Source organism: Frigoribacterium sp. PhB107, from assembly GCF_003751515.1.
Lineage (GTDB): Bacteria > Actinomycetota > Actinomycetes > Actinomycetales > Microbacteriaceae > Frigoribacterium.
Genome location: NZ_RJKU01000002.1, coordinates 638,246 through 660,584 on the forward strand (window position 1 = coordinate 638,246; position 22,339 = coordinate 660,584).

Sequence of the window (22,339 nt, forward strand, 5' to 3'; positions counted from 1 at the left end):
CTCAGCCGAGCAGGTCGGCCTGCCAGACGAGGGCGGCGGCCCCGACGAGCGGGCTCTCGTCGCTGAGGCCGGAGCGGACGACGCGGACGCGACGGGCGTAGCCGTTGACGGGCGCCTCCTCGACGGTGGCCCTGACCAGGTCGAGGTAGTCGTCGCTCACGCGCGAGAAGCCCCCGCCGATCGCGGCGACGTCGAGGTCGAGCAGCGTCGTCACGGACGAGATGGCCTCCCCGACGGCGTTCGCGGAACGACGCACGGCCGCGACGGCGATCTCGTCGCCGGCGACGTAGCCGGCGGCGAGGTCCTCGCCTCGCTCGCCCTGCCAGCCCTGCTGCTGCGCCCAGCGCACGACGTTGGGGCCCGAGGCGATGACCTCGAGGGTGGCCGCCCAGGCGGTCTCGCCCGCGGGGCGGTCGGCGATCTGGATCTGGCCGATGTGGCCGGCGTTGCCGGTGCCGCCCGAGAGGAGGCGGCCGTTCACGATGAGCCCGCCTCCGACGCCCGTCGAGACGGTGATCGCTACGGCGTTGTCGACGCCCTGCGTGGCGCCGACCCAGTGCTCGGCGAGGGCGAGGCTCACGCCGTCGAGGCGAAGGGTCACGGGGAGGTCGGCGGCGTCGGCGTCGGTGCTGGTGCTGGTGCTGGTGCTGGGGTCGGGCTTGTCTCCGGCCTCCGCCAGCAGCTCGACGACGAGCGCGCGCAGCGGGAAGCCGCGCCAGGACGGCAGGTTGATCGGCGAGACCGTGCCCTCGACGAGGTCGACCGGGCCCGCGCTGCCGATGCCGGCGCCGACGAGGACGTCGTCGTCGCCGAGCGCCGCGAGCGCGTGGCGGACGACGTCGCGGACGGCGTCGGCCAGCTGGTCGCTCGTCGAGTCGTGGCCGGTGGGGCGGCGGTCGCGGCTGCCGGGAGAGAGGACGCCGTCGGCCGCGACGAGCGCGGCCTCGACCTTGGTGCCGCCGACGTCGACGGCCAGAGCGTAGTCAGTCACCGCGCCAGCGTAGTGCGGCGCCCGGCCCGGGTGAGCGAGGGGCGGGGGCCGGCACGACGGGAGCCCGGTGCGGCGACGGCGCGCGCCCGCCCGGTGCGGCGACGGCCCTTGCCCGCCCGAGCCGCCCGTAGGGTGTCGACATGGACCAGTCTGCACGCCGCGTCGTCGTCATCGGCGACGCCCTCATCGACGAGCTGCGCGCCCCCTCCGGATCGGACGACCACGTCGGCGGAGCCGGCCTCAACGTCGCCGTCGGGCTCGCCCGGCTCGGCGTCGCCACCACGCTGCTCGCCTCGGTCGGCGACGACGCCGACGGGGCGTCGATCCGTTCGTACCTGGCCGAGCACGGCGTCGAGCTCGTCGCCACGACCAACCCGCTCGGCACCGGCCGCGCGGTGAGCGAGCGCGTCGACGGCGAGCCGACCTACGCCTTCAGCGACGCGGCCGTCGCCCGGGGCCTCGACTTCGGCGAGGCCCAGCTCGCCGCGATCGCGGTCGCGCCGCTCGTGGCCGTCAGCTCGTACCCGTTCGACGACGCCCGGCTGACCGAGCGGCTGCTCGCCGCCGTGGGCTCTGAGCCGCGGCGGCTCGTCGTCGACCCGAACCCGCGCCCCGGGTTCCTGCGCGACCCCGAGGCCTTCGCGTCCGGCTTCGCCGCCGCCGCCGCCTCCTCCTTGCTGGTCAAGATCGGCGAGGACGACGCGGCGCTGGTCGCCGGCGGCACGCTCGATGAGTGGCAGGAGGCGCTGCTCGCGTCGGGCGCCGGGGGAGTGCTCGCGACGCGCGGCTCCGACGGGGCCAGCCTGACCCTCGCCGGGCACGAGACGTTGCGGCAGGGCATCGCGTCGCTCGGCGGTGACGTCGTCGACACGATGGGCGCGGGCGACGCGACGTTCGCCTCCGTGGTGGCGTCGTCGCTGGCGCGGTCCGCGGACCCGGGCAGCGTCGACTGGGAGGCGGCCCTCGCGGACGCGATGCGGGTCGCGGCCGCGACGGTGCGCGCCCCCGGCGCCCTGCTCCGCCGCCCGTAGCTCTGGACCCCTGGCTCCCGGCCCTAGCCGCGCTGCTCGGCGAGCGTGCGGGCCTTCGCGGACAGGTACCAGTGCGAGCGGGCGCCGGTCTCGACGGGCTGCATGCCGACGACGACCTTGCCGCGGGAGTGGTGCTCGGCGAGGTCCTCGTAGGCCTGCGCGATGTTGTCGAACGGGTAGAAGCCCGAGATGAGCACCCGCACCTTGTTGTCGGCGATCAGCTTCGCGAGCGCCGCCAGGATCATCGACGGCTCGGTGTCGCCGCGCTCGGCGGTGATGAACCGGATCTCGACGTCGAGGCGGTGCTCGCTCGAGCTGAAGCGCGACTCGGGCACGCCGAGCTCGGTGCTGAGCGCCGGGTTGTCGCCGCCGAAGTTGTCGATGAACGCCGTGACCGGGCGGCCCGCGGCCTTCTCGATGCGCTCCTGGAGGCCCTCGCCGTAGTCGACGGGCGTGACGCCGATCTGGCGCAGGTAGTCGTGGTTCCCGGGGCTGCAGGTGCCGATCACCTTGGCTCCGGCGGCGAGCGCGAGCTGGCACTCGATGTGGCCGACGCCGCCCGCCGCAGCCGTGATGACGACGACGTCGCCCTCGCCGAGGTGCAGCGAGCGGACGATGTCGTAGGCGGTGGCGCCGGCGAGGTAGAGCCCGCCCGCGACCTCCCACGAGACGCTGCTGGGCTTGCGGACGACCGCGGTCGCCGGGACGGTGATCCACGTGGCGTGGGCGCCGCCGCCGACGGCGTGGCCGATCACCTCGGCGCCGACCGCGAGGTCGCGCACCGCGGAGCCGCGCTTCTTGACGATGCCCGCGAAGCACGAGCCCTGGTGGGCCGGGAACGTCTGCGGGAGGCGGTCCTGGAAGTCGCCCGCGCGGGTGAAGTTCTCGATGTGGTTGAGCCCGGCGCACACGACCTCGACGACGACCTCGTCGTCGGCCGGGGCCGGCAGCTGCTGCGGGACGAAGTGCAGCTCGTCGATCTCCCCGTACCGGTCGTACTCCACTGCTCTGCCTGTCTTGACCATGGCGTGCCTCCTCGCGACGTGAGCCGAGTCTGCTCCTGCGGAGGCGCGGCGGGTCGGGAACGGGCTGGGAGTTCTGCCGTGCGCTCTGCCCCGCGTCGCGTGCACTGCACCGGGACCAGATCGGGTGCAGCGCACGAGACGCGGCGCGGGAGCCGCCCGGCGCCGCAGGGTGGCGCCTGGTGCCGGTGCGGCTAGAGCTCGCTCGTCGGCACGCTGAAGGTGTCGCAGGCCGTCGGGCCCCCGACGCGACCGGCCTCGAACCACTTGGTGCGCTGCTCCGCGGAGCCGTGGGTCCAGGTGTCGGGGTCCACCCGGCCGCCCGACGCCTCCTGGATCCGGTCGTCGCCGACCGCGGCGGCGGCGTCGAGCGCGTCGGCGACCTGCTCGCGCGTCACGGGCTCGAGGAACGTCTCGCCGTACTCGTTCTGGATCGTCGTCGCGGAGCCCACCCAGGCGCCGGCGTAGCAGTCGGCCTGCACCTCGAGGCGGATCGTGTCGGAGCCGGGGCCCGTCTGGGTGCGGTCGGCGCGGTCGAAGGCGCCGCTGAGCTGCTGGACGTGGTGGCCCCACTCGTGCCCGACGACGTACATCTGGGCGAGGGGCCCGGCCGAGGCGCCGAACTGCTCGCGCAGCTGGTCGAAGAAGTCGGTGTCGACGTACAGCGCGCGGTCGGGCGGGCAGTAGAAGGGCCCGGTCGCGCTGGTCGCGCCGCCGCAGCCGGTGTCGACGGAGGCGGTGAACAGGAAGAACTCGGGGCTCGCGTAGCCCTGGATGCCCACCTCGGGGGCGGCCGAGGCCCAGTAGGTGTCGAGCGAGTCGGCAGCCCCCGCCATGCGGCAGTCGATGCTCGCGTTCGCGTCGGCGCCCGTGGAGCAGCCCTCGAGCGACTCGCCCTCGATCTGCTGTGCCGGGCCGACCTGTGCACCGCCGACGAGACCGGAGAGGTCGACGCCGGTGAACTGGCTGATCAGCGCGACGACGATGACGCCGACGATGCCGACCCCGCCCGCGGCGATGCCCGTCGTGCGGCCGCGGCCCGCGCGCTTGACCTTGCTGCTGTCGATGCGGGTGTCGTCGTTGAAGGACATGGAGCAGACGTTACTGCCCCGGCGAGACCGGGGACCGGAGCGGACGGTGCGGCCCGGACCGGGGACCGGAGCGGACGGTGCGGCCCGGGGCCGGGCCGGGGCCGGGGCCTGCGGGCCGCTAGAGGCCGCGGCGCTCCTGCTCGGCCTGCTCGGCGGCCTCGCGCTCGGCGCGCAGCACGGCACGGCCGGCGTCGCGCTCCTTGACGCGCAGCTCTTCGTCGCGCACCTCGGCGAGGTTGGCGCGCTCGGTGACCAGCCACTGCGGCATCTCCTCGAGGAGGGCGTGGATCTGGTCGGTGGTGAGCGCGTCGTCGACGCCGGCACGGGCGAGGCCCGAGATCGTGACGCCGAGCTTCTGCGCGACGACGGGGCGCGGGTGCGGGCCGGTGCGACGCAGCTCGGCGAGCCACTCGGGCGGGTTCGCGGTCAGCTCGGCGAACTCCTCGCGGGTGACGGGGCTGGCCTGGAACGACTCGGGGGTCGCCGGCAGGTGCACCCCGAGCTTCTTCGCGGCCGTGAAGGGCTTGAGGGTCTGCGGGCTCTTGCCGCTGGGGGTCTCCGAGGTCATCCCGCAAGGGTACCGCCCGGTCGGGCGGTAGCCGGGGCCGCCGCCCACGCCTGTGGACGGGCGACGCGGGCACCCGCCGCGGGCGGGGGCACGGGCCACGGGCAGGGGGACGCAGGCCGCCCGGTAGCCTGGCGCGATGACGACCGAGCCGAGCCGCGCCTCCTTCCGCATCGGCTTCGTGCCCGGCGTGACCCTCTCGAAGTGGTCGCGGCTGTGGGAGGAGCGGCGCGCGGACCTGCCCCTCGACGTCGTCGAGGTCAGCGGCGACGCGACCGGAGACGTGCTCGACGTGCTCCGCGGCGACGACCGCGTCGACATGGTGCTGGCCCGGCTGCCGCTGGCGCTCGGCGACGACTTCTCGTCCATCGCGCTCTACGAGGAGCGCGCCGTCGTCTGCTTCGGCAAGGAGCACCCGCTGGCCGCCGCGGGCAAGGACGACGAGCTCTCGCTGGCCGACCTCTCCGGCGAGGTGCGGCACGACCTCGACCCGGCCCTCGACGAGGCGCAGGCGATCGAGGTGGTCGCGACCGGCTCCGGCGTCGCCGTGATGCCGCAGTCGCTCGCCCGGCTGCACGGACGCTCGGGCGTGACGCACCGGTTCCTCTCCGACGTGCCGCCGACGACGATCGCGCTCGTCTGGCCGATCGGCGAGCTCGACGACGACATCGACGACTTCATCGGGGTCGTCCGCGGACGCACCCGCAACAGCAGCCGGTCGAGGAGGCGCGACGACGACGCGCAGGAGGCGCCCGCCGCCAAGGCGAAGGGTCCCGGCAAGGGCGGCGCCGCGGGCGGCAAGGGCGCGGCCGGCGCACGCGGCTCGGGGCCCGGCCAGAAGAAGACGCCGCCCGGCGGTCGCGGCGGGCCACAGCGGGGCACCGGCCGCAGTCGCCCGCGCCGCGGCCGCTGACCCGCGCCTCCTGCGCTCCCGCACCGCGCCTCCTGCTCCTCTCCTCATTCAGGAAGACGAGTCCTGATCCTCGCGAGAGGGGGACTGAACGCCCTGAGTGGTGCACGGATCAGGACCGGAGCGCCGCCGCTTCCTGAACGACGAGGAGGCGAGGCCACGAACCACGAGGGCTGCTCCACCAGCCCGACCGGCCTGGCATGCTGGCGCACATGAGCGAGAGCACCGACAGCGAGAAGCCGGTCCCGAGGCGGTTCAGACGCCTGAAGGTCAACCCCCTGCGCGACGTCCTGCCCTGGGTGGCGGTCGTGGTCGGATTGGTCCTCGTCGTCCGGGCGGCGCTCGGTCGCAGCCCCGGCGACGACACCGTGTGGCTGGTCATGGGCCTCGTGCTGGCCGCCGTCGGCATCGTGGTCTTCTTCGTCAACCGCTGGCAGGCGCGGCGCGGGCACTAGGGGAGGACGTCGACGACATGAGAGAAGGCGTCCGCCGCCACCGGCAGACCGTCGCGGCGGTCCTGGCCGTCCTCACCGCGGTCGACCCGTACGGTCTCGAGCCCGGCACGCCGGAGGGGCCTCCGGCAGACGAGTACGAGCCGGAGGCTCTCGACCTGGCCCGTGTGCTCGTCGCAGAGGGGGCCGTGACCGTGCGTGACGTCGAGGACGTCTGGGCGCACTGGTTCTCGGAGTCCCTCGTGCTCAGGCTCGGAGTCGACCGGACGGCCCGGCTGGTCGACGAGCTCAACGCGCTCGTCCCCGCCGCAGGGGCGAGTGGCTTGCCACTTCGCGGGGCCTGACGGGGCCCAGGAGCCCGCGAAGGGGCAACTCGAGCGTCGTGGCGGTGCGGCCGGCGCGCTGGTACCGTCCCCGCATGACCTGGCCCGCCGTGCACGTCTCCCGTCCGATCGAGCACGACGTGGCTGCCGTGTCGCGGGTCGCGGGCGACCCGGCTCAGCTGCCCTCGTGGGCGGCCGGCCTCAGCAGCGGCGTCCGGCACGAGGGCGGGCGGTGGCTCGCCGACTCGCCGATGGGCATCGTCGAGGTGGCGTTCACCGGGCCCGTCGAGCTCGGCGTGCTCGACCACGACGTCACGCTGCCCGACGGCACCGTCGTGCACAACCCGCTGCGCGTGCTGGCGAACGACCGGGGCAGCGAAGTGGTCTTCACCCTCTTCAGGCGGCCTGGCACCTCCGACGCCGACTTCGCGGCCGACGTCGCGGCCGTCGAGCGTGACCTCGACCGGCTCGCCGCCCTGCTCGACGACCTCGCTCCGTGACCTCGTGCGACGAGCTCGCCCGCTGACTTCGCTCGACGAGCCGGGCGAGCGCGAGGGCGAAGGAGAACGTGGACGTCGCGCGAGGCGGCGAGCCCCCTACGCTGGCACCATGTCGATGAAGACCTGCCTCCTGACCGGCGCCGGACGACGCGAGAGCATCGGGCGGGCCGTCGCCCGCGACCTCGCCGCCGACGGCTGGGACCTCGCCCTCGCGACCTGGGACCCGTACGACGACTCCATGAGCTGGGGCGCCCGCCCGGGCGACCTCTCCGAGCTGGTCGCCGAGGTCGTGGGCCTCGGCCGGAGGGCCCGCGTCTACCAGGCCGACCTCTCCGACGCGGCGACCCCCGCCCGTCTCCTCGCGCAGGTGAACGCCGACCTCGGGCCCGTCTCCGGCCTCGTCCTGTCGCACTCGCAGAGCGTCGACTCGTCGATCCTCGACACCTCCGTCGAGGCCTTCGACCGGCACTTCGCCGTCAACACCCGCGCCGCCTGGCTGAGCATCAAGGCGCTCGCCGAGCAGCTGCCTCCCCTCGACGAGCTGCTCGACGGGGCCCGCGTCGTGGCGCTCACGAGCGACCACACCGTGCACAACCTGCCCTACGGCGCGAGCAAGGGCGCCCTCGACCGCATCGTGATCGCCGCGGCCCGCGAGCTGGCCCACCTCGGCATCTCGTCGAACGCCGTCAACCCAGGACCGGTCGACACCGGCTGGATGGACGACGACACCCGCCGCACGCTGACCGCGATGCAGCCGACGGGCCGCCTCGGCACCCCCGAAGACGTCTCGCGCACCGTCCGGTTCCTGATGTCGCCCGAGGGCCGCTGGGTCACCGGCCAGCTGATAACGACCGACGGCGGCATCTCCGTCTGACGATGAGGCGCGGGCCGGGACGAGGAGGCGCGGTCACGGTCGAGGATGCGCCGGCACCGACGAGGAGGCGCGGCCGCAGTCCCGCAGGCGCCACCGTCCTCGTCTGCGCCCTTCCCCGCAGACGCGCGGGGCCCTACCCTCTGCCCATGACCGACTCCGTGCCTGACGTCACCTTCCCCACCGTCGTCTTCGAGGCCCGCCCGGGCGTCACCGGACTCGTGGTGCCGCCCGAGGAGCTCGCAGGGCTCGGCGCCGGGAAGCGCCCGGCCGTCGTCGTGTCGGTGCACGGCATCGGCGGCGCCCCCACCGAGCCGTACAGCTACCGCAACACGGTCGGCAGCATGGGCGGCCGGTCCCTCGTGTCGCTCAGCGCCGAGCACCGTCGGGCATCCGGGCTGGTCGGAGGCCAGCAGGTGGAGGTGACGCTGGCGCTCGACACGGATCCCCGGGTCGTCGAGGTGCCCGCCGCGCTCGCCGAGGCGTGGGCCGGAGACGACGCCCTCCGCGCCTCCTTCGACGCCCTGTCGCCCAGCAGGCAGAAGGCCCTGACGCTGCCGATCGCCGACGCGAAGACGGACGCGACCCGCGAGCGGCGCGTGGCCGCGGCGCTCGACGCGCTTCGCGGCTGACGCGGTCGGGCACGCAGCGGGCGGAGCGCCCTGCCTGTGCCCCGCCCGGGAAGGCCCGAGGAGGCGCGGGTACCGTCCAGCGCATCCGACAGCCTGAGGAGGCACGATGACGTTCAGCAAGGGCGACCACGTGACGTGGAACACGCCGCAGGGCGAGACCCACGGCACCGTGGTGGACAAGCGCGTGAAGGAGTTCCAGTTCGACGGCCAGACCTTCAAGGCCTCGGGCGACGAGCCGTACTTCATCGTGAAGAGCGACAAGACCGACGCGGAGGCGGCTCACAAGGAGTCAGCCCTCTCGAAGAAGAAGTAGGGGACAGCACCATGGCAGATCTGACCGACGTGACCTGGAACCAGGAAGCCCGCGACAAGATGCTCACCGACGCCGACCGCGTGCTGCAGGACGCCGTCCGCGAGGTGGCGGCCGAGCACGAGGGCGACGACTGGGAGCCCGCCTTCGCCGCGCTGAACGAGCGCCTCAAGGGCCGCTTCATCGACTACGAGCCCGGACCGGACGTGCGCAAGTACGCCGAGGCGATCGCGCGCGGCGACTACCGCTGATCGGACGGCTGCTGACCGGACGGCCCGTGGCCGACCCGCTCGTCCGCTGACAGGACCGCGGGTGCGTCGATGCGGCGCACCCGCGGACTGACGGCCACCCCCACCGCCACGACGGCGATCAGGCCGGCCAGCCCCAGCAGGGCCCCCGGCGTGCCGAACTGGTCGGCGAGGGGCCCGACGACCAGCTCGCCCACGGGGATCCCGGCCAGCGTCGCGAGCGTCAGGGCCCCGAAGACCCGGCCGAGGTAGGCCCTCGGCACGAGGGTCTGGATCGCCACGTCGAGCGGGACCGTGAACAGCTCGAGGCCGACGCTCGACATGAAGAGGCCGAGGCAGAGCCAGAACGCCCAGTGCAGCGGGTCGACGTACGGCGCGTCCAGCACCTCGGGCTGGTCGACGTGCGCACCGGCGAGCAGCACCAGGGGCAGCACCAGGGCCGACGTCGCCAGGCACGCGACCGCGAGCCGCAGCCGCCCGCGCAGCCGGCCCGCCCAGACGGCGCCGACGACGAGGCCGAGGGTCTGCACCGCCCCGGCGAAGCCCCAGAGCACCCGGCCGAACGACTCGTCCGCCACGAGCGGCCCGATCACCTGGACCCCGCCGGCGAAGCTGAGCTGGTGCACGAACGCCAGCGCCATCGTCGCCCGGAGCCACGGCGACCGCGCGACGAAGCCGATGCCCGAGCCCAGGTCGTGCAGCAGCGACCCCGAGCCGGAGGCGCCGGTCACCGACCGCGGCACGCGCGCGAACGCCAGCGCGGCCGCCACCGACAGCCCGGCGCCGACGAGCAGCGCGCTGCCCGTCCCTGCGACGCCCACGAGCGCGCCGCCGAGGGCCGTGCCGACGATCAGGCCGACGTTCATGCTGATCCGCGCGAGCACGGTGCCGTCGCGCACGAGGGGCTCGACGAGAACGTCGCGGAGCATCGCGCTCGAGGCGGGGCCGAAGAACGCCGCGGCCGCGCCCGTCAGGGCAGCCGCGACGGCCAGCGTCACGAGGGTCTCGCTCCCCGTCAGCAGGAGCACCCCCGCAGCGACCAGGGAGGCGGCCGAGACCACCGAGGAGGCGGTGGCCACCAGGCGCCGCGGCAGCCGGTCCGCGAGGGCGCCGCCCACGAGGACGAGCACGACGTTCGGCACCGCACGGGCCGCCACGACGAGGCCCAGCTGCGTCGCGTCCGCGCCGAGGTCGACGGCCGCGAAGACCAGGGCGAGGGGGGCCAGGCCGCCGACCACCCACGACAGCAGGCGTCCGACCCACAGGGCGCGGAACGCCGGGATGCGCAGCAGCGACCACCTCACGCGGTGAGCCTACGCTCGGCGCATGGGGGCACCCGAGGCGGTGCGATCGTCCGCAGCCCGCCCTAGGCTGGCCCCGATGTCCGCACTCGACGAGCCCGCCGCCGCCTCGCACGAGTCCGTCGTCGAGCAGCCGCCCGCCGCCCCGCCCGGCCGCTACCGCAAGGGCGTCGCCAAGCGCGAGGCGATCCTCGAGGCGGCGCTGCCCGTCTTCGGCAAGGTCGGGTTCCACGGTGCCTCCCTGCGCGAGATCGCCCGCAGCTGCGGGGTGTCGCACCAGTCGCTGATGCACTACTTCGCGACCAAGGACGAGCTCCTCATGGCCGTCCTCCGTCGACGCGACGAGCGCCTCCGGCAGCACTTCGACGACGAGGGCGGGATGCGCCTGGCCGAGCTGGTCGCGCTGGCCGAGTACAACGTCGACGTGCCCGCTGTCATCTCGCTCTTCATCACGGCGTCGGCCGAGGCGACGTCGAGCGACCACCCGGCCCACGACTACTACGCCGACCACTACGACCGCATCATCGGCTCGACCTCGGCCTACCTCGCGGTCGCGGAGGCGCGCGGCTGGCTGCGGGACGGGTTCACGGCCGAGTCGGCAGCCCGCGTCGTGCTGGCCGTGCAGGACGGGCTGCAGCTGCAGTGGCTGTACCGACGCGACGAGGTGCAGGTGGCCGACCTGATGCGGCTCGTCATCGGCACGGTCGTGACCGTGCCGACCGAGGAGCTCGACGACGCCGTGCGCGAGCAGGTCGCCGCAGCCCCGAGCTGATCCGCCAGTGCCCTACTTCGAGCTGATCCGCTGGAACTTGCGGATGCTCAGCGGCACGAACACCACGAGCATGACCGCGAGGCCGACGAGCACGGTGACGTACGGGTGCTGCAGCGTCCAGATGTCGGGCACGGGGGTGTCGCCGAGATTGCCGAACGACGTGCGGGCGGCCTGGACCAGCGACGACACCGGGTTCCACTCGGCGAAGACGCGCAGCACCGTCGGCAGCGTGTCGCTCGGCACGAAGGCGTTCGAGATGAACGTCAGGGGGAACAGGATCATGAACGACGCGTTGTTGATCGTCTCCGGCGTCTTGACGCTCATGCCGAGCAGCGCCATCACCCAGCTGAACGAGTAGCTGAAGAGCAGCAGCAGCGCGATGCCCCCGAGGAACATCAGCGGCGGCGTGTTCACCCGCCAGCCGACCGCGAGGCCGGTGAGCATCATGATGACCATCGAGATCGAGTTGAGCGCGAGGTCGCTGTTCGTCCGGCCGATCAGCACCGCCGACGGGCTCATCGGCAGGGTGCGGAACCGGTCGATGATGCCCTCCTTCAGATCTTGCGCCATGGCGGCGCCCGAGAAGGTCGAGCCGAAGACGACGGTCTGGGCGAAGATGCCCGCCATCAGGAACTGCGTGTAGTCCGTGCCCTGCACGGCGATCGCGCCGCCGTAGACCTGGCTGAACAGCAGCACGAACATGATCGGCTGCAGCACCGCGAAGATCAGCATGTCGGGCGAGCGCTTGACCTTGATCAGGTTGCGCTTCGTCACGGTCCACCCGTCGGAGGCCCAGGTGCCGAGCCCCGTGGGGCCCACGGGCGTGAGGGTCTGCGCGAGCGCGCTCGTCGTCGTGGTCATCGCCGCGCCTCCTTCTTGCTCGTCCTGCTCGTCTTCCCCGTCGCGATCGAGGCCGTGTCGGGGTCGTCGTCCTCGTCGACGGCCTTGCGCCCGGTGAGCTGCAGGAACACGTCGTCGAGCGTGGGGCGACGCATGCCGGCGTCGTGCAGCTCGATGCCCGCGGCGCCGAGGTCGGCCAGGGTGCGCTGCAGCGCGGTCGGGCCGTCGGTGACGGCGACCTCGACCTGACGGCCGTCGCTGCCGAGCGTCGGCTCCGCGTCGCCGTGCCGTCGCAGCACCTCGAGCGCCTGGTCCGCACGGGCCTCGTCGACGAGCGCGACGACGAGGCGGTGCCCGCCCACCTGCGCCTTGAGGTGGTCGGCGGTGCCCTCGGCGATGACGCGCCCGCCGTCGATGACGGCGATGTCGTCGGCCAGCCGGTCCGCCTCCTCCAGGTACTGGGTCGTCAGCAGCACCGTGGTGCCGCCGGCGACGAGGGAGGTGATGATGTCCCACAGGGCGAGGCGGCTGCGGGGGTCGAGCCCGGTCGTCGGCTCGTCGAGGAACAGGACGCGCGGGTTCGTCACGAGGGCGCCCGCGAGGTCGATCCGTCGGCGCATGCCGCCCGAGAAGCCCTTGACCGGGCGATCGCCGGCGGCCGAGAGGTCGAACACGTCGATCAGCTCGCGGGCCCGCTCGCGCGACACCTTCGCGCCGAGGTGGTAGAGCCGGCCGATCATGTCGAGGTTCTCGAAGCCGGTGAGGTTCTCGTCGACGGCTGCGTACTGGCCCGAGACCCCGATGGAGCGGCGGGTGGCCTGCGGGTCGGCGACGACGTCGATCCCGGCGATGTGCGCCGTGCCCGAGTCGGGCACCTCGAGCGTCGTCAGCATCTTGACCACGGTCGTCTTGCCGGCGCCGTTGGGCCCGAGCAGCGCCTTGACGGTGCCCTCGGGCACGGTGAGGTCGAAGCCGGTCAGCGCGTGCACCGGGCCCGACTTCGAGCGGTAGGTCTTCGTCAGGCCCGAGGCCTCGATCATCGCCATCTGCGCGCCTCCGACGTGGGGTGACGTCGCCGGACCCCCTGGTTCGGCGACGAGGCGAAAGTACCAGCCGCAGGGCTCTCCCACCAGAGGACGGGTCGGTCGCGGACCCTGCCGAGGAGGCGTCGGTCGCCTGTGCAGGAGGCAGGGGCAGGCCGCCACGTTACGGTCGTGTGTCAAACCTTGCCGACTGGCAAGTTCCGGACTTATCGTGACCGCATGACCACCATCGACCAGCCGGCCCGGCCGGCAGCTGCAGCCCTCCCGGAGTCGATCGGCGACGACGCCGTCGCCCTGGCCCGCCGCTGGGCGCACGAGGCGTCGTCGGCGCCCAGCACCGACTCGGCCCACCTGCTCGCGCAGGTGCTCAAGGACGAGTCGGGCCTCGCCTTCACCATCGGCTTCGTCGACCGCGTCGTCCGCCCGGAGGACCTCAGCGTCGCCGCCCGCAACCTGTCGCGCCTCGCCTCGCAGGTGCCCGCCTTCCTGCCCTGGTACATGCGCGGCGCCGTCAGGGTCGGCGGCGTCGTCGCCCCCGTGCTGCCCGGCGTCGTCGTGCCCGTCGCCCGGCGCGTGCTGCGCGGCATGGTCGGCCACCTCATCGCCGACGCCCGCCCGGCGAAGCTCGGCGCGGCGATCAGCAGCATCAAGGCCGAGGGCACGCGCCTCAACCTCAACCTGCTCGGCGAGGCCGTGCTCGGCGACGCCGAGGCCGAGCACCGCCTCGCGGGCACCCGAGCCCTGCTCGAGCGCGACGACGTCGACTACGTCTCGATCAAGGTGTCGTCGATCGTCAGCCAGCTCTCGATGTGGGCTTTCGACGAGACCGTCGAGCGGGTCGTCGAGAAGCTCACGCCCCTCTACGAGCTCGCCGCCCGCTCGCGCGAGCCCAAGTTCATCAACCTCGACATGGAGGAGTACCGCGACCTCGACCTGACGATCGCGGTCTTCACTCGCCTCCTCGACCAGCCGCAGCTGCAGGGCCTCGAGGCCGGCATCGTGCTGCAGACGTACCTGCCCGACGCCCTCGGCGCCCTGCAGGGTCTGACCGAGTGGGCGACCCGACGGGTCGACGCGGGCGGGGCGTCGATCAAGGTCCGCGTGGTCAAGGGCGCCAACCTCGCCATGGAGACCGTCGACGCCGTCGTGCACGAGTGGCCGCTCGCCACCTACGACACGAAGCAGGCCAGCGACACGAACTACAAGCGCGTGCTCGCCTGGGCGCTGACGCCCGAGCGCGCGCGCGCGGTGAAGATCGGCGTCGCGGGCCACAACCTCTTCGACATCGCCTTCGCGCACCTCCTCGCCGAGGCGCGAGGCGTCGGCGGCCGCGTCGAGTTCGAGATGCTGCTCGGCATGGCCGAGGGTCAGGCCGAGCTCGTCAAGGCCGACGTCGGCGGGCTGCTGCTCTACACGCCGGTCGTGCACCCGCGCGAGTTCGACGTCGCCATCAGCTACCTGATCCGCCGCCTCGAGGAGAACGCCTCGAGCGAGAACTTCATGTCGGCCGTCTTCGAGCTCGCCTCGAACGAGGCGATGTTCGAGCGCGAGAAGGGCCGGTTCCTCGCCTCGCTCGCCGACGTCGACGTCGAGGCGCCCGCCCCGCACCGCGTGCAGAGCCGGCTCGACGACGCCCAGGCGCTCCGGCCGCGCGACGCCGGCAGCGGCTTCGACAACGAGCCCGACACCGACCCCGCCAAGGCCGACAACCGCGCCTGGGGCCGCGAGATCCAGCGTCGCTCGACCGACTCGGTGCTCGGCGTCGACCTCATCGAGCAGGCGCGGGTGACCGACGCCTCCGTGCTCGACGAGATCGTCGCCGGCGCGGTCGCGGCACAGCCCGCCTGGGCGGCACGAGGAGGCGCGGGCCGGGCCGAGGTCCTCCGTGCCGCCGCCGTCACGCTGGCCGCCCGACGGGCCGACCTGATGGAGGTCGCCGCGAGCGAGACCGGCAAGACCGTCGCCGAGGGCGACGTCGAGGTCAGCGAGGCGATCGACTTCGCCAACTGGTACGCCCACCTCGCCGAGGAGCTGGACGTCGTCGACGGCGCCGACTTCGTGCCCGAGCGCCTGACGCTCGTGACCCCGCCGTGGAACTTCCCCGTCGCGATCCCCGCCGGCTCGACGCTCGCGGCGCTCGCCGCGGGCAGCAGCGTCGTCGTGAAGCCGGCCGGCCAGGCGAAGCGCTGCGGCGCCGTCATGGTCGAGGCGCTGTGGGAGGCCGGCGTGCCCCGCGACGTGCTGCGGCTCGTCGACGTGGACGAGGGCGACCTCGGCCGCCACCTCGTCTCGCATCCTTCCGTCGACCGCGTGATCCTCACCGGTGCTTTCGAGACGGCCGCGCTGTTCACGAGCTGGCGCACCGACCTGCCGCTGCTCGCCGAGACGAGCGGCAAGAACGCCATCATCGTCACGCCGAGCGCCGACCTCGACCTCGCGGCCGCCGACGTGATCAAGTCGGCGTTCGGCCACGCCGGGCAGAAGTGCTCGGCCGCGAGCCTCGTGATCCTCGTCGGCTCGGTCGGCACCTCCGAGCGGTTCCGTCGCCAGCTGGTCGACGCGGCCTCGACCATGCGCGTCGGCTACCCGTCCGAGCCCACGACCCAGATGGGCCCGATCATCGAGCCTGCGTCGGGCAAGCTCGAGCGCGCCCTGACGACCCTGGGCGCGGGGGAGTCCTGGCTCGTCGCGCCCCGTCGGCTCGACGACAGCGGCCGCCTCTGGTCGCCCGGCGTGCGCGCCGGGGTGGCCGCGGGCAGCGAGTTCCACCTGACCGAGTACTTCGGCCCGGTGCTCGGCGTCATGACGGCCGCGACCCTCGACGAGGCGATCGCGCTGCAGAACGCCACCGACTACGGCCTCACCGCCGGGCTGCACACCCTCGACCCTGCCGAGCTGTCGACCTGGCTCGACGGCGTCGAGGCCGGCAACCTCTACGTCAACCGCGGCATCACCGGCGCGGTCGTCCGACGCCAGCCGTTCGGCGGCTGGAAGAAGTCGTCGGTCGGCGCCGGAGCCAAGGCCGGTGGCCCGAATTACCTCGTGCACCTCGGGTCGTGGACGCCGACGACGCTCGCCGGTGCTGCCTCGAAGGAGGCGCGGCCCGCGAAGCCCGTCGCCGCCGCCCTCCGCGCCGCGACCCCGTCGCTCGGAGCCGACGCCGACCTGGTCGCGGCGGCCGTCGCCACCGACGAACACGTCTGGGCCTCCGAGTTCGGCGTCGCCCGCGACGTCAGCCAGCTCGGGCTCGAGCGCGACCTGCTGCGCTACCGCCCGCTCGCGGTGACGGTGCGCGCTGCCGAGGGCGCCTCCCTCGCCGACGTGGTGCGCGTGCTGCTCGCCGGCCTCCGCTCGGGGTCGCCTTTCACGGCGTCGGTCGCCACGGCCCTGCCCGAGCCGTTCGTCTCAGCGCTCGGCCTCGGCGTCGGAGCGATCCGGGTCGAGAGCGACGACGCCTGGCACGACCGCGTCCGGGCGGGCGGGCTGCGGACCGAGCGCGTGCGCCTCGTGACGGGTGCTGCCGACGGGGGCGCCGCCTCCTCGGCCCTCGCCGACGCGCTCGGCGGCGACCCGGCCGTCGCGGTCTTCGCCGCACCGGTCACGCCGACCGGACGACTCGAGCTGCTGCCGTTCCTGCGCGAGCAGGCCGTGTCGATCACAGCGCACCGCTTCGGCAACCCCGACGGCTGGAGCGACGCGGTCATCTAGCCCGGTCGGGATCGAGGTGACGCTCCGAGGGCGTCTCGTGTCGCAAGACCCCTGCGGAGCGTCACCTCGATCTCGCTGGTCGTCAGACTGCGGGGCTGCCCGCGTCGTACCAGGCGGCCAGGCGGCGGAGGCCCTCGTCGACCGACACCTCGGGCGTCCACCGGAGGTCGTGCTGCGTGCGTCGCTGATCGAACCAGTGCGCCGTCGAGAGCTGCTCCGCGAGGAACCTCGTCATGGGCGGCTCGTCGGCACCGGGCCGCACGGCCCAGACGCGCTCGACGAGCGAGCCCGCGAACCGGGCGAGCCCGGCGGGCACGCGGAGGCGCGGCACCGGCGCGCCGCCCGCGGCGCAGATCCCCGCCATCAGGTCGGCGACCGTGCGCGGCTCGCCGTTGGTGATCACGTAGGCGCGGCCCGAGAGGACGTCGACCCGCTCAAGCGCGGCGGCGATGCCCGAGGCGGCGTTGTCGACGTAGGTCGAGTCGATCAGGGCGGCCCCGTGGTCGAGCAGCGGCAGCCGCCCCTGTCGGGCCCGCTCGACGATGCGCTCGACGAGCTGCGTGTCGCCGGGCCCCCAGACCAGGTGCGGGCGCACGGCGACGACGCGCAGGTCGTCCGTCGCGGCGGCGAGGGCGAGCAGCTCGGCCGCGGCCTTCGTGCGGGCGTAGTCGCCGCGTGCCCGCGAGGGGGACGCCGGCGCGGCGTCCTCGCCGACGATCGACGCGCCTCCGTGAGCCACCGAGGGCGACGAGACGAAGACGAGGCGGGCCACGCCGGAGGCGCGCATCGCGTCGAGCAGGGAGCTCGTGCCCCCGACGTTGACGGCCTCGAAGTCGGCGGGGTCGCCGGCCAGCGAGACCTTGGCGGCCAGGTGGACCACCGCCTCCTGCCCGTCGACCGCCGCCGAGACGGCCGCGGCGTCGGTCATCGAGCCAGCGACGTCGCGCACCCCTGCGATGCCCGAAGGTCGACGCTGGAACGTCGTGACCTCGTGCCCGGCCGCCGCGACGGCCCGGGCGACCGCACCGCCGAGCAGGCCGCTCGCGCCCGTGACCAGCACCCTCACGGGCGCGGCCCCGCGGCAGGTGCGGCGGGTGCGGGAGCTGCGGAGACTGCGTGCACGGTCGTGTCCGTCGCGCACGGGCGGCCACGACGGCCCGCCGACGACGAACCCGCCCGCCCGTCGGGCGCGGGCCGGGGCGTGGGCGCGGTCACCCTCACGGGCGGCGCATCCGTCCGCCCGACAGCACGGACGCCGCCCACGTCGCGAGGCGCGCGCGGTCGATCTTGCTGTTGTGGCGCACGTCGGTCGGCAGCACCGGCACGACGAGCACGGCGGCGACGCGGTGGCCGACGGCGTCGAGCACGGCCGCCCGCACGTCGGCGGCGAGGTCGGCGGCCGCGAGCCCGGGACGCCGGACGGCGGGGGATCCCTCGCAGACGACGACGACCTGCTGCGTGCCTGCCGGTCCGACGCCGACGACGGCCGCCCTCGCGACGCCGGCGAGCGACTCGGCGGCCTGCTCGGCGGCGACCGGGGTCAGGGGGCCGGAGGCGGTCGTCACGACGTGCGGCAGGCGCCCCTCGACCCAGAGCCGGCCCTGCTCGTCGAGGTGTCCGACGTCGCCGGTGCGGTGCCACCGACCGGACGACCCGGCCGAGGAGGCGTCGGTCCCGACGGCAGCACCGCCCACGCCGGTCGTGTCGCCCACGCCGCGCACGCTGGCCCGGTCGGTCAGCCACAGCCGGTCGTACCCGTGCTTGAGGTGCGGCGCCGACACGACGATCTCGCCCGTGACGCCGACGGCGTCGGAGAACGCGTCGGAGGCGCGCCCCGCCTCGTCGAGCGGAGCGACGCGCACCTGGACGGTCGGCGCAGGCCGTCCGACGCAGACCCCGTTCGCCGACGGGTCGCTCGCGGCCTCGCGGACCTCGTCGAGCGTGACGTCGGTCATCAGGAGGCCCTCGGTCATGCCGTAGGGGGTGTGCGGCACGGCTCGCGGCATGAGGTCGCCCGCGGCGGCGAGCAGCGTCGCCGAGACGGGGGCGCCGGCCGACAGGAACGTCGACACCCCGGCGAGTGCCCGGCGACCGGCGTCGTCGAGCTGGTCCGCGGTGGCGACCACGTTGGTCAGCGCGGCGGGGGAGAGGAACACGACCGTCGCGTCGACCGCCTGGGCCGCCGCCGCGACGGCACGGGCGGTCAGCGTGCGGGGCGAGGTGACGTCCATGTCGGGCGTCACGCTCGTCGCGCCGAGCGCGGGGCCGAGCAGGGCGAAGGGGGCGAAGCCAGCGACGAGGCCGGTGCCGGGTCCGACGCCGTACCGGTCGGCGAGTGCGTCGCGCAGCGCGGTCAGCTGGCCGTGCCGGTAGACGACGCCCTTGGCGGGCCCCGTCGAGCCGGACGTGAAGAGGATCGCGGCGGGTGCCTCGGCCGCGGGCGGCTCGGGCAGCTCGGCCATCGCGGCGTGGGCACGACGACCGAGGGCGGCGATCTCGGGCAGTGATGTCTCGACGCCGAGCGAGCGGGCCAGGACGGGCGAGAGGCGCTGGGTCGAGACGACGCGTCCCGGCCAGCCGAGGGCGCGTGCAGCGGTCAGGCCGGGCAGCTGGCCGATGACGTGGTCGGGCCAGGCGCCGCGCACGGCACGGGTGAGCCCGCGGACGCCGAGCCCGGCGTCGGCGACAACGACCACGGCCCCGATCCGCACGCAGGCGTAGAGCACGGCGGTGAGGTCGGCCCCGGGCTGCACGAGCAGCGACACCCGGTCGCCCGGTCGCACGCCGTGCTTGCGGAGGCCGAGCGCGATCTCGTGCACGCGTCGGCTGAGCAGCCGCCAGCTGACCCGGCGGGGGCCGGAGCCGCGCGCGGCCCCGTGCGGCACCATCTCGAGCAGGGCGGCCTCGGGGCTGTCGGCCAGGGAGTCGAGGTGCGACCAGAGCGGGCGGTCCTGGGCGGTGCCGGGCGCCTCCTCGGCGGTCGTCGCCGCCGTGCCTCGCGGGTCGGTGGCCATGGGCGCGGGGGTCGTCGCCACTGCACCGTCGCCGGTCGAGGCGGCACGGCCGTCACCGGCCGAGGAGGCGCGGGTCGGCCCCTCGGGGAACCGGTCGCCCAGCCAGGTCAGCACGGCAGCCGCGTAGTCGACGTCCTCGGCGATCATGTGCCCCGCGCCCTCGAAGCGGTGCACGTCGGCGTGCGGGAGGCGGTCGGCGAGGTCGTCGAGGTAGCGATCGCCGAAGATCGGGTCGCGCGGTCCCCAGAGCATCAGGCTCGGCACCGTGAGGTCGCGCAGGGCGGCGGCGATCCGGTCGAGCTCGGCGCGGCTCGGGTGCTGCTGGCCCGTGGGGATGTCGGCCACGAACCCGCCGACGCCGCCACGGCGCGCAGCCGACAGGTAGGGCGCGCGGTAACCGGCACGGACGGTGTCCGTGAGCCGCGGGTGGGCGAGCCCGAGCGTCACGTCGATGAACCCGGTCGTCGCGACCGTCGCGCGTCCCAGGACGCCGCGGGCGAGCGTCAGGCGGAGGGGCGCCGGGATCGGCTCGTCGGCCGGCTGGTGGATCGCCGTGTTGAGCATCGTCACGGCTGCGAGCTGGCCGGGGTGGTCGACCGCCCAGCCCATCGAGACGACGCCGCCCCAGTCGTGTCCGAGCGTGACGACGGGGCCGTCGAGGCCGAGCTCGGCGGTCAGCGCGGCGAGGTCGGCGATCCGCTGAGGCAGCCCCCGCTCGACGCCGGTCCGCTCCGAGAAGCCCATGTCGAGCTGGTCGACGGCGACGACCCGCCACGCGGGCCGGCCGGCCGCGGCGGCCTCGGTCGCCTGCGCCACGAGACGACGCCAGAGGTACGACCAGGTCGGGTTGCCGTGCACGCAGAGCACGGTGCCGACGGGAAACGCCCCGAGTTCCTCGAGCGAGGCCGCGTTGTCGAGGAGGTGCCACGTGCGCTCGACGCGCTCGACGCCTCCTGCAGGCACGGTCACCAGCCGCGACCACGACGGGTCGAGGCCGTCGAGCCCGGCCGGGGGGAGCGTCGCGGGCGACGTCGCCCGCGCGGCCGAGGGCAGGCGACTCACCAGGCGAGCTCCATCATCGCGGTGTTGATGCCCGAGCCGACGCCCATCAGCAGCACGCGGTCGCCCTTGGAGAGGGTGCGCGACTCCTCGACGAGGGTGATCGGGATCGACGCCGGGCCGACGTTGCCGAGGGTGGGGTAGGTGAGCGGGACGCGCTTGCGGTCGATGCCCGCGGCCTTGACGAAGGCACCGGTGTGCACGTCGCTGACCTGGTGCATGATGTAGCGGTCCATGCGCTGCCAGTTCCAGTCGCGGGCCGCCTCCTTCCAGGCCGAGACGACGAGCTCCATGCCGCGCTTGAGGAGGGCCTTCGCGTCGGTGAACATGCCGTCGACGCTGCCGACGCAGAGGTCGTAGTTCTCGGTCGCCGCACGGGTGACGCCGCCGAGGATGCGGTGCCCCTCGGGGTGGCGGTCGGCACGGCCGATCACGGCCGCCGCGGCGCCGGAGCCGAGCGTCAGGCTCGCGAACTCGCTCATGAAGTCGTCGCGCTCGTAGCCCTTGGTCAGGAGGCGGTCGATCGTATTGACCTGGACGTCGTCGGCGTCCTCGCCGTCGATGATCACGGCGTAGTCGATCTGGCCGGCGTCGATCAGCTGCGCGGCGAGCGTCATGCCGTTGACGAAGCCCAGGCACGCGTTCGCGATGTCGAAGTTCGTGGCGGACGAGGGCAGCCCGAGACCGTGGTGCAGCCGGACGGCCACCGAGGGCTCGAGATGCGGCCTCGTCACGGAGGTGTTGATGAGCAGGCCCACCTGGTCGGGCCGGACGCCGGCCTCGGCCAGCGCCCGCTTGCCGGCGTCGATCGCGGCCTCGTCGAAGCTCTGGCCCTCGGCCCAGTTGCGGCGCTCCTCGACGCCGGCGACGCGCTGCAGCAGGCCCGTGGGCAGCTTGAGGCGCTTGAGCACCGGGCGGAGCTTCTCGTCGATGCTGGCGGAGGTGGTCACGCGGGTCGCCATGGTGCTCGCGACGCTGAGCAGCGCGACGTTGCGGTGGCGCGTGGTGGCGTTGCCGGCCCCCACGGCGGGGACCGCGGTGCCGTCGTCCCGTGCGGCTGCGGAGGCGGCACCTGCCTCGCGCTCGGCAGCGTCGGCCTCGAGGGTCGCGTCGTCGGCTCCGAAGAAGGCGGCGTCGGTGGGCGCCGCGCCTGTCGTGGCGTGTCCTGTCAACGGGACTCCCTGTCGAATTGTCTCGGGCGTGTGCACCGGCTCGGGCGACGAACGGTGGTCGTCGGCAGCCGGGAGATCGTGAGCACCGGTCGGGTGCATCGGTCGAGTTTACGGCGCAGTTCTCTGTGCGGTTGCCAGGATCGCGGGGCACGAACATGCCCTCGCGAGCATGTCTCGAGGGTCGGAGAGGTGTCAGCTGTCCGGGTCGCGCGGCAGCCGGACGATGCGGCGACGACCGCCGAGGGTCCACCAGACGACGTCGACGACGGCCCAGGCGGTCACCGCGACGGCGGCGACGAGCAGCAGCACGGCGACGACGGTGAGGCTGCCGCCCCCGACGAGCAGGCTCGTGAGGATGCTGGCCGCGAGCAGCCCGGCGGAGAGGACGGTCACGACCGGCCGCACGAGGCCGCCGTCCTTCGTCAGCAGCCAGTTCGGGACGTCGGGGTCGACGCGCACCTGCCTGGTCCTCACGATGGCCTCC

The 22,339-nt window shown here is 74.1% G+C and carries 22 protein-coding genes; 11 read left to right on the top strand and 11 right to left on the bottom strand.

Annotation, left to right across the window (positions count from 1 at the left end; all coding sequences use genetic code 11):
• Position 1: 1 nt before the first annotated feature.
• The gene (locus EDF18_RS11210; RefSeq protein ID WP_123547875.1) at positions 2–991 is read right to left on the bottom strand and encodes an ROK family protein; all 990 of its coding nucleotides are present in this window, start codon (positions 989–991) and stop codon (positions 2–4) included.
• Positions 992–1,131: 140 nt separating this feature from the next.
• Here EDF18_RS11210 and EDF18_RS11215 point away from each other — a divergent pair, with 140 nt between their 5' ends.
• Entirely contained in the window at positions 1,132–2,022 is an 891-nt protein-coding gene (locus EDF18_RS11215; protein WP_123547876.1) for a carbohydrate kinase family protein, read from the top strand.
• Between the two features lie 23 nt (positions 2,023–2,045).
• Here EDF18_RS11215 and EDF18_RS11220 read toward each other — a convergent pair whose 3' ends face one another.
• The 3 genes from EDF18_RS11220 to EDF18_RS11230 form a co-directional block, all read right to left on the bottom strand.
• Entirely contained in the window at positions 2,046–3,047 is a 1,002-nt protein-coding gene (locus EDF18_RS11220; protein WP_123547877.1) for an NADP-dependent oxidoreductase, read from the bottom strand.
• 191 nt (positions 3,048–3,238) lie between these two features.
• On the bottom strand, positions 3,239–4,135 hold the full coding sequence (locus EDF18_RS11225) for a neutral zinc metallopeptidase (protein ID WP_123547878.1): 897 nt from the start codon (positions 4,133–4,135) through the stop codon (positions 3,239–3,241).
• Between the two features lie 118 nt (positions 4,136–4,253).
• Positions 4,254–4,703, bottom strand: a complete 450-nt coding sequence (locus tag EDF18_RS11230) for a DUF5997 family protein (protein WP_123547879.1) — start codon at positions 4,701–4,703, stop codon at positions 4,254–4,256.
• A gap of 136 nt (positions 4,704–4,839) precedes the next feature.
• Here EDF18_RS11230 and EDF18_RS11235 point away from each other — a divergent pair, with 136 nt between their 5' ends.
• The 8 genes from EDF18_RS11235 (at position 4,840) to EDF18_RS11270 (ending at position 8,949) form a co-directional block, all read left to right on the top strand.
• Positions 4,840–5,613 carry a LysR family transcriptional regulator substrate-binding protein gene (locus EDF18_RS11235; RefSeq protein WP_123547880.1) on the top strand — a complete coding sequence of 258 codons (774 nt, stop codon included), beginning with the start codon at positions 4,840–4,842 and terminating at the stop codon, positions 5,611–5,613.
• Positions 5,614–5,822: 209 nt separating this feature from the next.
• Complete coding sequence (locus tag EDF18_RS11240; protein WP_148050088.1) at positions 5,823–6,065, top strand: hypothetical protein; 243 nt, start codon at positions 5,823–5,825, stop codon at positions 6,063–6,065.
• A 17-nt stretch (positions 6,066–6,082) separates the two neighbouring features.
• Positions 6,083–6,406, top strand: coding sequence for a hypothetical protein (locus EDF18_RS11245; protein ID WP_123547882.1), 324 nt, complete (start codon positions 6,083–6,085; stop codon positions 6,404–6,406).
• A gap of 74 nt (positions 6,407–6,480) precedes the next feature.
• Positions 6,481–6,885, top strand: coding sequence for an SRPBCC family protein (locus tag EDF18_RS11250; protein WP_123548302.1), 405 nt, complete (start codon positions 6,481–6,483; stop codon positions 6,883–6,885).
• Positions 6,886–6,994: 109 nt separating this feature from the next.
• A complete protein-coding gene (locus EDF18_RS11255; RefSeq protein ID WP_199732424.1) occupies positions 6,995–7,759 on the top strand; it encodes an SDR family oxidoreductase in 765 nt (254 codons plus the stop codon).
• Between the two features lie 146 nt (positions 7,760–7,905).
• Complete coding sequence (locus EDF18_RS11260; RefSeq protein ID WP_233569101.1) at positions 7,906–8,388, top strand: YdeI/OmpD-associated family protein; 483 nt, start codon at positions 7,906–7,908, stop codon at positions 8,386–8,388.
• A gap of 106 nt (positions 8,389–8,494) precedes the next feature.
• On the top strand, positions 8,495–8,701 hold the full coding sequence (locus tag EDF18_RS11265) for a DUF2945 domain-containing protein (protein ID WP_123547883.1): 207 nt from the start codon (positions 8,495–8,497) through the stop codon (positions 8,699–8,701).
• An 11-nt stretch (positions 8,702–8,712) separates the two neighbouring features.
• Positions 8,713–8,949 carry a hypothetical protein gene (locus EDF18_RS11270; protein ID WP_123547884.1) on the top strand — a complete coding sequence of 79 codons (237 nt, stop codon included), beginning with the start codon at positions 8,713–8,715 and terminating at the stop codon, positions 8,947–8,949.
• Here EDF18_RS11270 and EDF18_RS11275 read toward each other — a convergent pair.
• Positions 8,940–10,250 carry an MFS transporter gene (locus EDF18_RS11275; protein ID WP_123547885.1) on the bottom strand — a complete coding sequence of 437 codons (1,311 nt, stop codon included), beginning with the start codon at positions 10,248–10,250 and terminating at the stop codon, positions 8,940–8,942. The genes EDF18_RS11270 and EDF18_RS11275 overlap by 10 nt on opposite strands.
• A gap of 76 nt (positions 10,251–10,326) precedes the next feature.
• On the opposite strand from EDF18_RS11275, the gene EDF18_RS11280 reads away from it, so the two are divergent.
• Entirely contained in the window at positions 10,327–11,019 is a 693-nt protein-coding gene (locus EDF18_RS11280; protein WP_158614667.1) for a TetR/AcrR family transcriptional regulator, read from the top strand.
• Positions 11,020–11,031: 12 nt separating this feature from the next.
• On the opposite strand, the gene EDF18_RS11285 is transcribed toward EDF18_RS11280, so the two are convergent.
• Together EDF18_RS11285 and EDF18_RS11290 are read right to left on the bottom strand one after the other, a co-directional pair.
• Positions 11,032–11,880, bottom strand: a complete 849-nt coding sequence (locus EDF18_RS11285) for an ABC transporter permease (RefSeq protein ID WP_123547887.1) — start codon at positions 11,878–11,880, stop codon at positions 11,032–11,034.
• Entirely contained in the window at positions 11,877–12,905 is a 1,029-nt protein-coding gene (locus tag EDF18_RS11290) for an ATP-binding cassette domain-containing protein (RefSeq protein WP_123547888.1), read from the bottom strand. Before EDF18_RS11290 ends, EDF18_RS11285 begins: the two co-directional genes overlap by 4 nt.
• Positions 12,906–13,121: 216 nt before the next feature.
• Here EDF18_RS11290 and EDF18_RS11295 point away from each other — a divergent pair, with 216 nt between their 5' ends.
• The gene (locus EDF18_RS11295) at positions 13,122–16,610 is read left to right on the top strand and encodes a bifunctional proline dehydrogenase/L-glutamate gamma-semialdehyde dehydrogenase (RefSeq protein WP_123547889.1); all 3,489 of its coding nucleotides are present in this window, start codon (positions 13,122–13,124) and stop codon (positions 16,608–16,610) included.
• Between the two features lie 82 nt (positions 16,611–16,692).
• Here the strand turns inward: EDF18_RS11295 and EDF18_RS11300 are convergent, their stop codons facing one another.
• The 4 genes from EDF18_RS11300 to EDF18_RS11315 all read right to left on the bottom strand — a co-directional run bounded on the left by EDF18_RS11300 (position 16,693) and on the right by EDF18_RS11315 (position 22,329).
• Positions 16,693–17,676, bottom strand: a complete 984-nt coding sequence (locus tag EDF18_RS11300; protein WP_123548305.1) for an NAD-dependent epimerase/dehydratase family protein — start codon at positions 17,674–17,676, stop codon at positions 16,693–16,695.
• Between the two features lie 151 nt (positions 17,677–17,827).
• A complete protein-coding gene (locus tag EDF18_RS11305; protein ID WP_123548306.1) occupies positions 17,828–20,677 on the bottom strand; it encodes an alpha/beta fold hydrolase in 2,850 nt (949 codons plus the stop codon).
• A 5-nt stretch (positions 20,678–20,682) separates the two neighbouring features.
• The gene (locus EDF18_RS11310; protein WP_194614453.1) at positions 20,683–21,645 is read right to left on the bottom strand and encodes a 3-oxoacyl-ACP synthase III; all 963 of its coding nucleotides are present in this window, start codon (positions 21,643–21,645) and stop codon (positions 20,683–20,685) included.
• A gap of 402 nt (positions 21,646–22,047) precedes the next feature.
• On the bottom strand, positions 22,048–22,329 hold the full coding sequence (locus EDF18_RS11315) for a hypothetical protein (protein ID WP_133738362.1): 282 nt from the start codon (positions 22,327–22,329) through the stop codon (positions 22,048–22,050).
• Positions 22,330–22,339 lie beyond the last annotated feature (10 nt).

Bases quoted from the DNA above. Each gene is read 5' to 3' on its own strand.
- EDF18_RS11260 (WP_233569101.1), top strand. From the start codon at position 7,906: ATGACCGACTCCGTGCCTGACGTCACCTTCCCCACCGTCGTCTTCGAG.
- EDF18_RS11310 (WP_194614453.1), bottom strand. From the start codon at position 21,645: ATGGCGACCCGCGTGACCACCTCCGCCAGCATCGACGAGAAGCTCCGC.
- EDF18_RS11265 (WP_123547883.1), top strand. From the start codon at position 8,495: ATGACGTTCAGCAAGGGCGACCACGTGACGTGGAACACGCCGCAGGGC.
- EDF18_RS11220 (WP_123547877.1), bottom strand. From the start codon at position 3,047: ATGGTCAAGACAGGCAGAGCAGTGGAGTACGACCGGTACGGGGAGATC.
- EDF18_RS11290 (WP_123547888.1), bottom strand. From the start codon at position 12,905: ATGGCGATGATCGAGGCCTCGGGCCTGACGAAGACCTACCGCTCGAAG.
- EDF18_RS11235 (WP_123547880.1), top strand. From the start codon at position 4,840: ATGACGACCGAGCCGAGCCGCGCCTCCTTCCGCATCGGCTTCGTGCCC.
- EDF18_RS11240 (WP_148050088.1), top strand. From the start codon at position 5,823: ATGAGCGAGAGCACCGACAGCGAGAAGCCGGTCCCGAGGCGGTTCAGA.
- EDF18_RS11280 (WP_158614667.1), top strand. From the start codon at position 10,327: ATGTCCGCACTCGACGAGCCCGCCGCCGCCTCGCACGAGTCCGTCGTC.
- EDF18_RS11225 (WP_123547878.1), bottom strand. From the start codon at position 4,135: ATGTCCTTCAACGACGACACCCGCATCGACAGCAGCAAGGTCAAGCGC.
- EDF18_RS11215 (WP_123547876.1), top strand. From the start codon at position 1,132: ATGGACCAGTCTGCACGCCGCGTCGTCGTCATCGGCGACGCCCTCATC.
- EDF18_RS11295 (WP_123547889.1), top strand. From the start codon at position 13,122: ATGACCACCATCGACCAGCCGGCCCGGCCGGCAGCTGCAGCCCTCCCG.
- EDF18_RS11270 (WP_123547884.1), top strand. From the start codon at position 8,713: ATGGCAGATCTGACCGACGTGACCTGGAACCAGGAAGCCCGCGACAAG.
- EDF18_RS11285 (WP_123547887.1), bottom strand. From the start codon at position 11,880: ATGACCACGACGACGAGCGCGCTCGCGCAGACCCTCACGCCCGTGGGC.
- EDF18_RS11250 (WP_123548302.1), top strand. From the start codon at position 6,481: ATGACCTGGCCCGCCGTGCACGTCTCCCGTCCGATCGAGCACGACGTG.
- EDF18_RS11245 (WP_123547882.1), top strand. From the start codon at position 6,083: ATGAGAGAAGGCGTCCGCCGCCACCGGCAGACCGTCGCGGCGGTCCTG.
- EDF18_RS11230 (WP_123547879.1), bottom strand. From the start codon at position 4,703: ATGACCTCGGAGACCCCCAGCGGCAAGAGCCCGCAGACCCTCAAGCCC.
- EDF18_RS11255 (WP_199732424.1), top strand. From the start codon at position 6,995: ATGTCGATGAAGACCTGCCTCCTGACCGGCGCCGGACGACGCGAGAGC.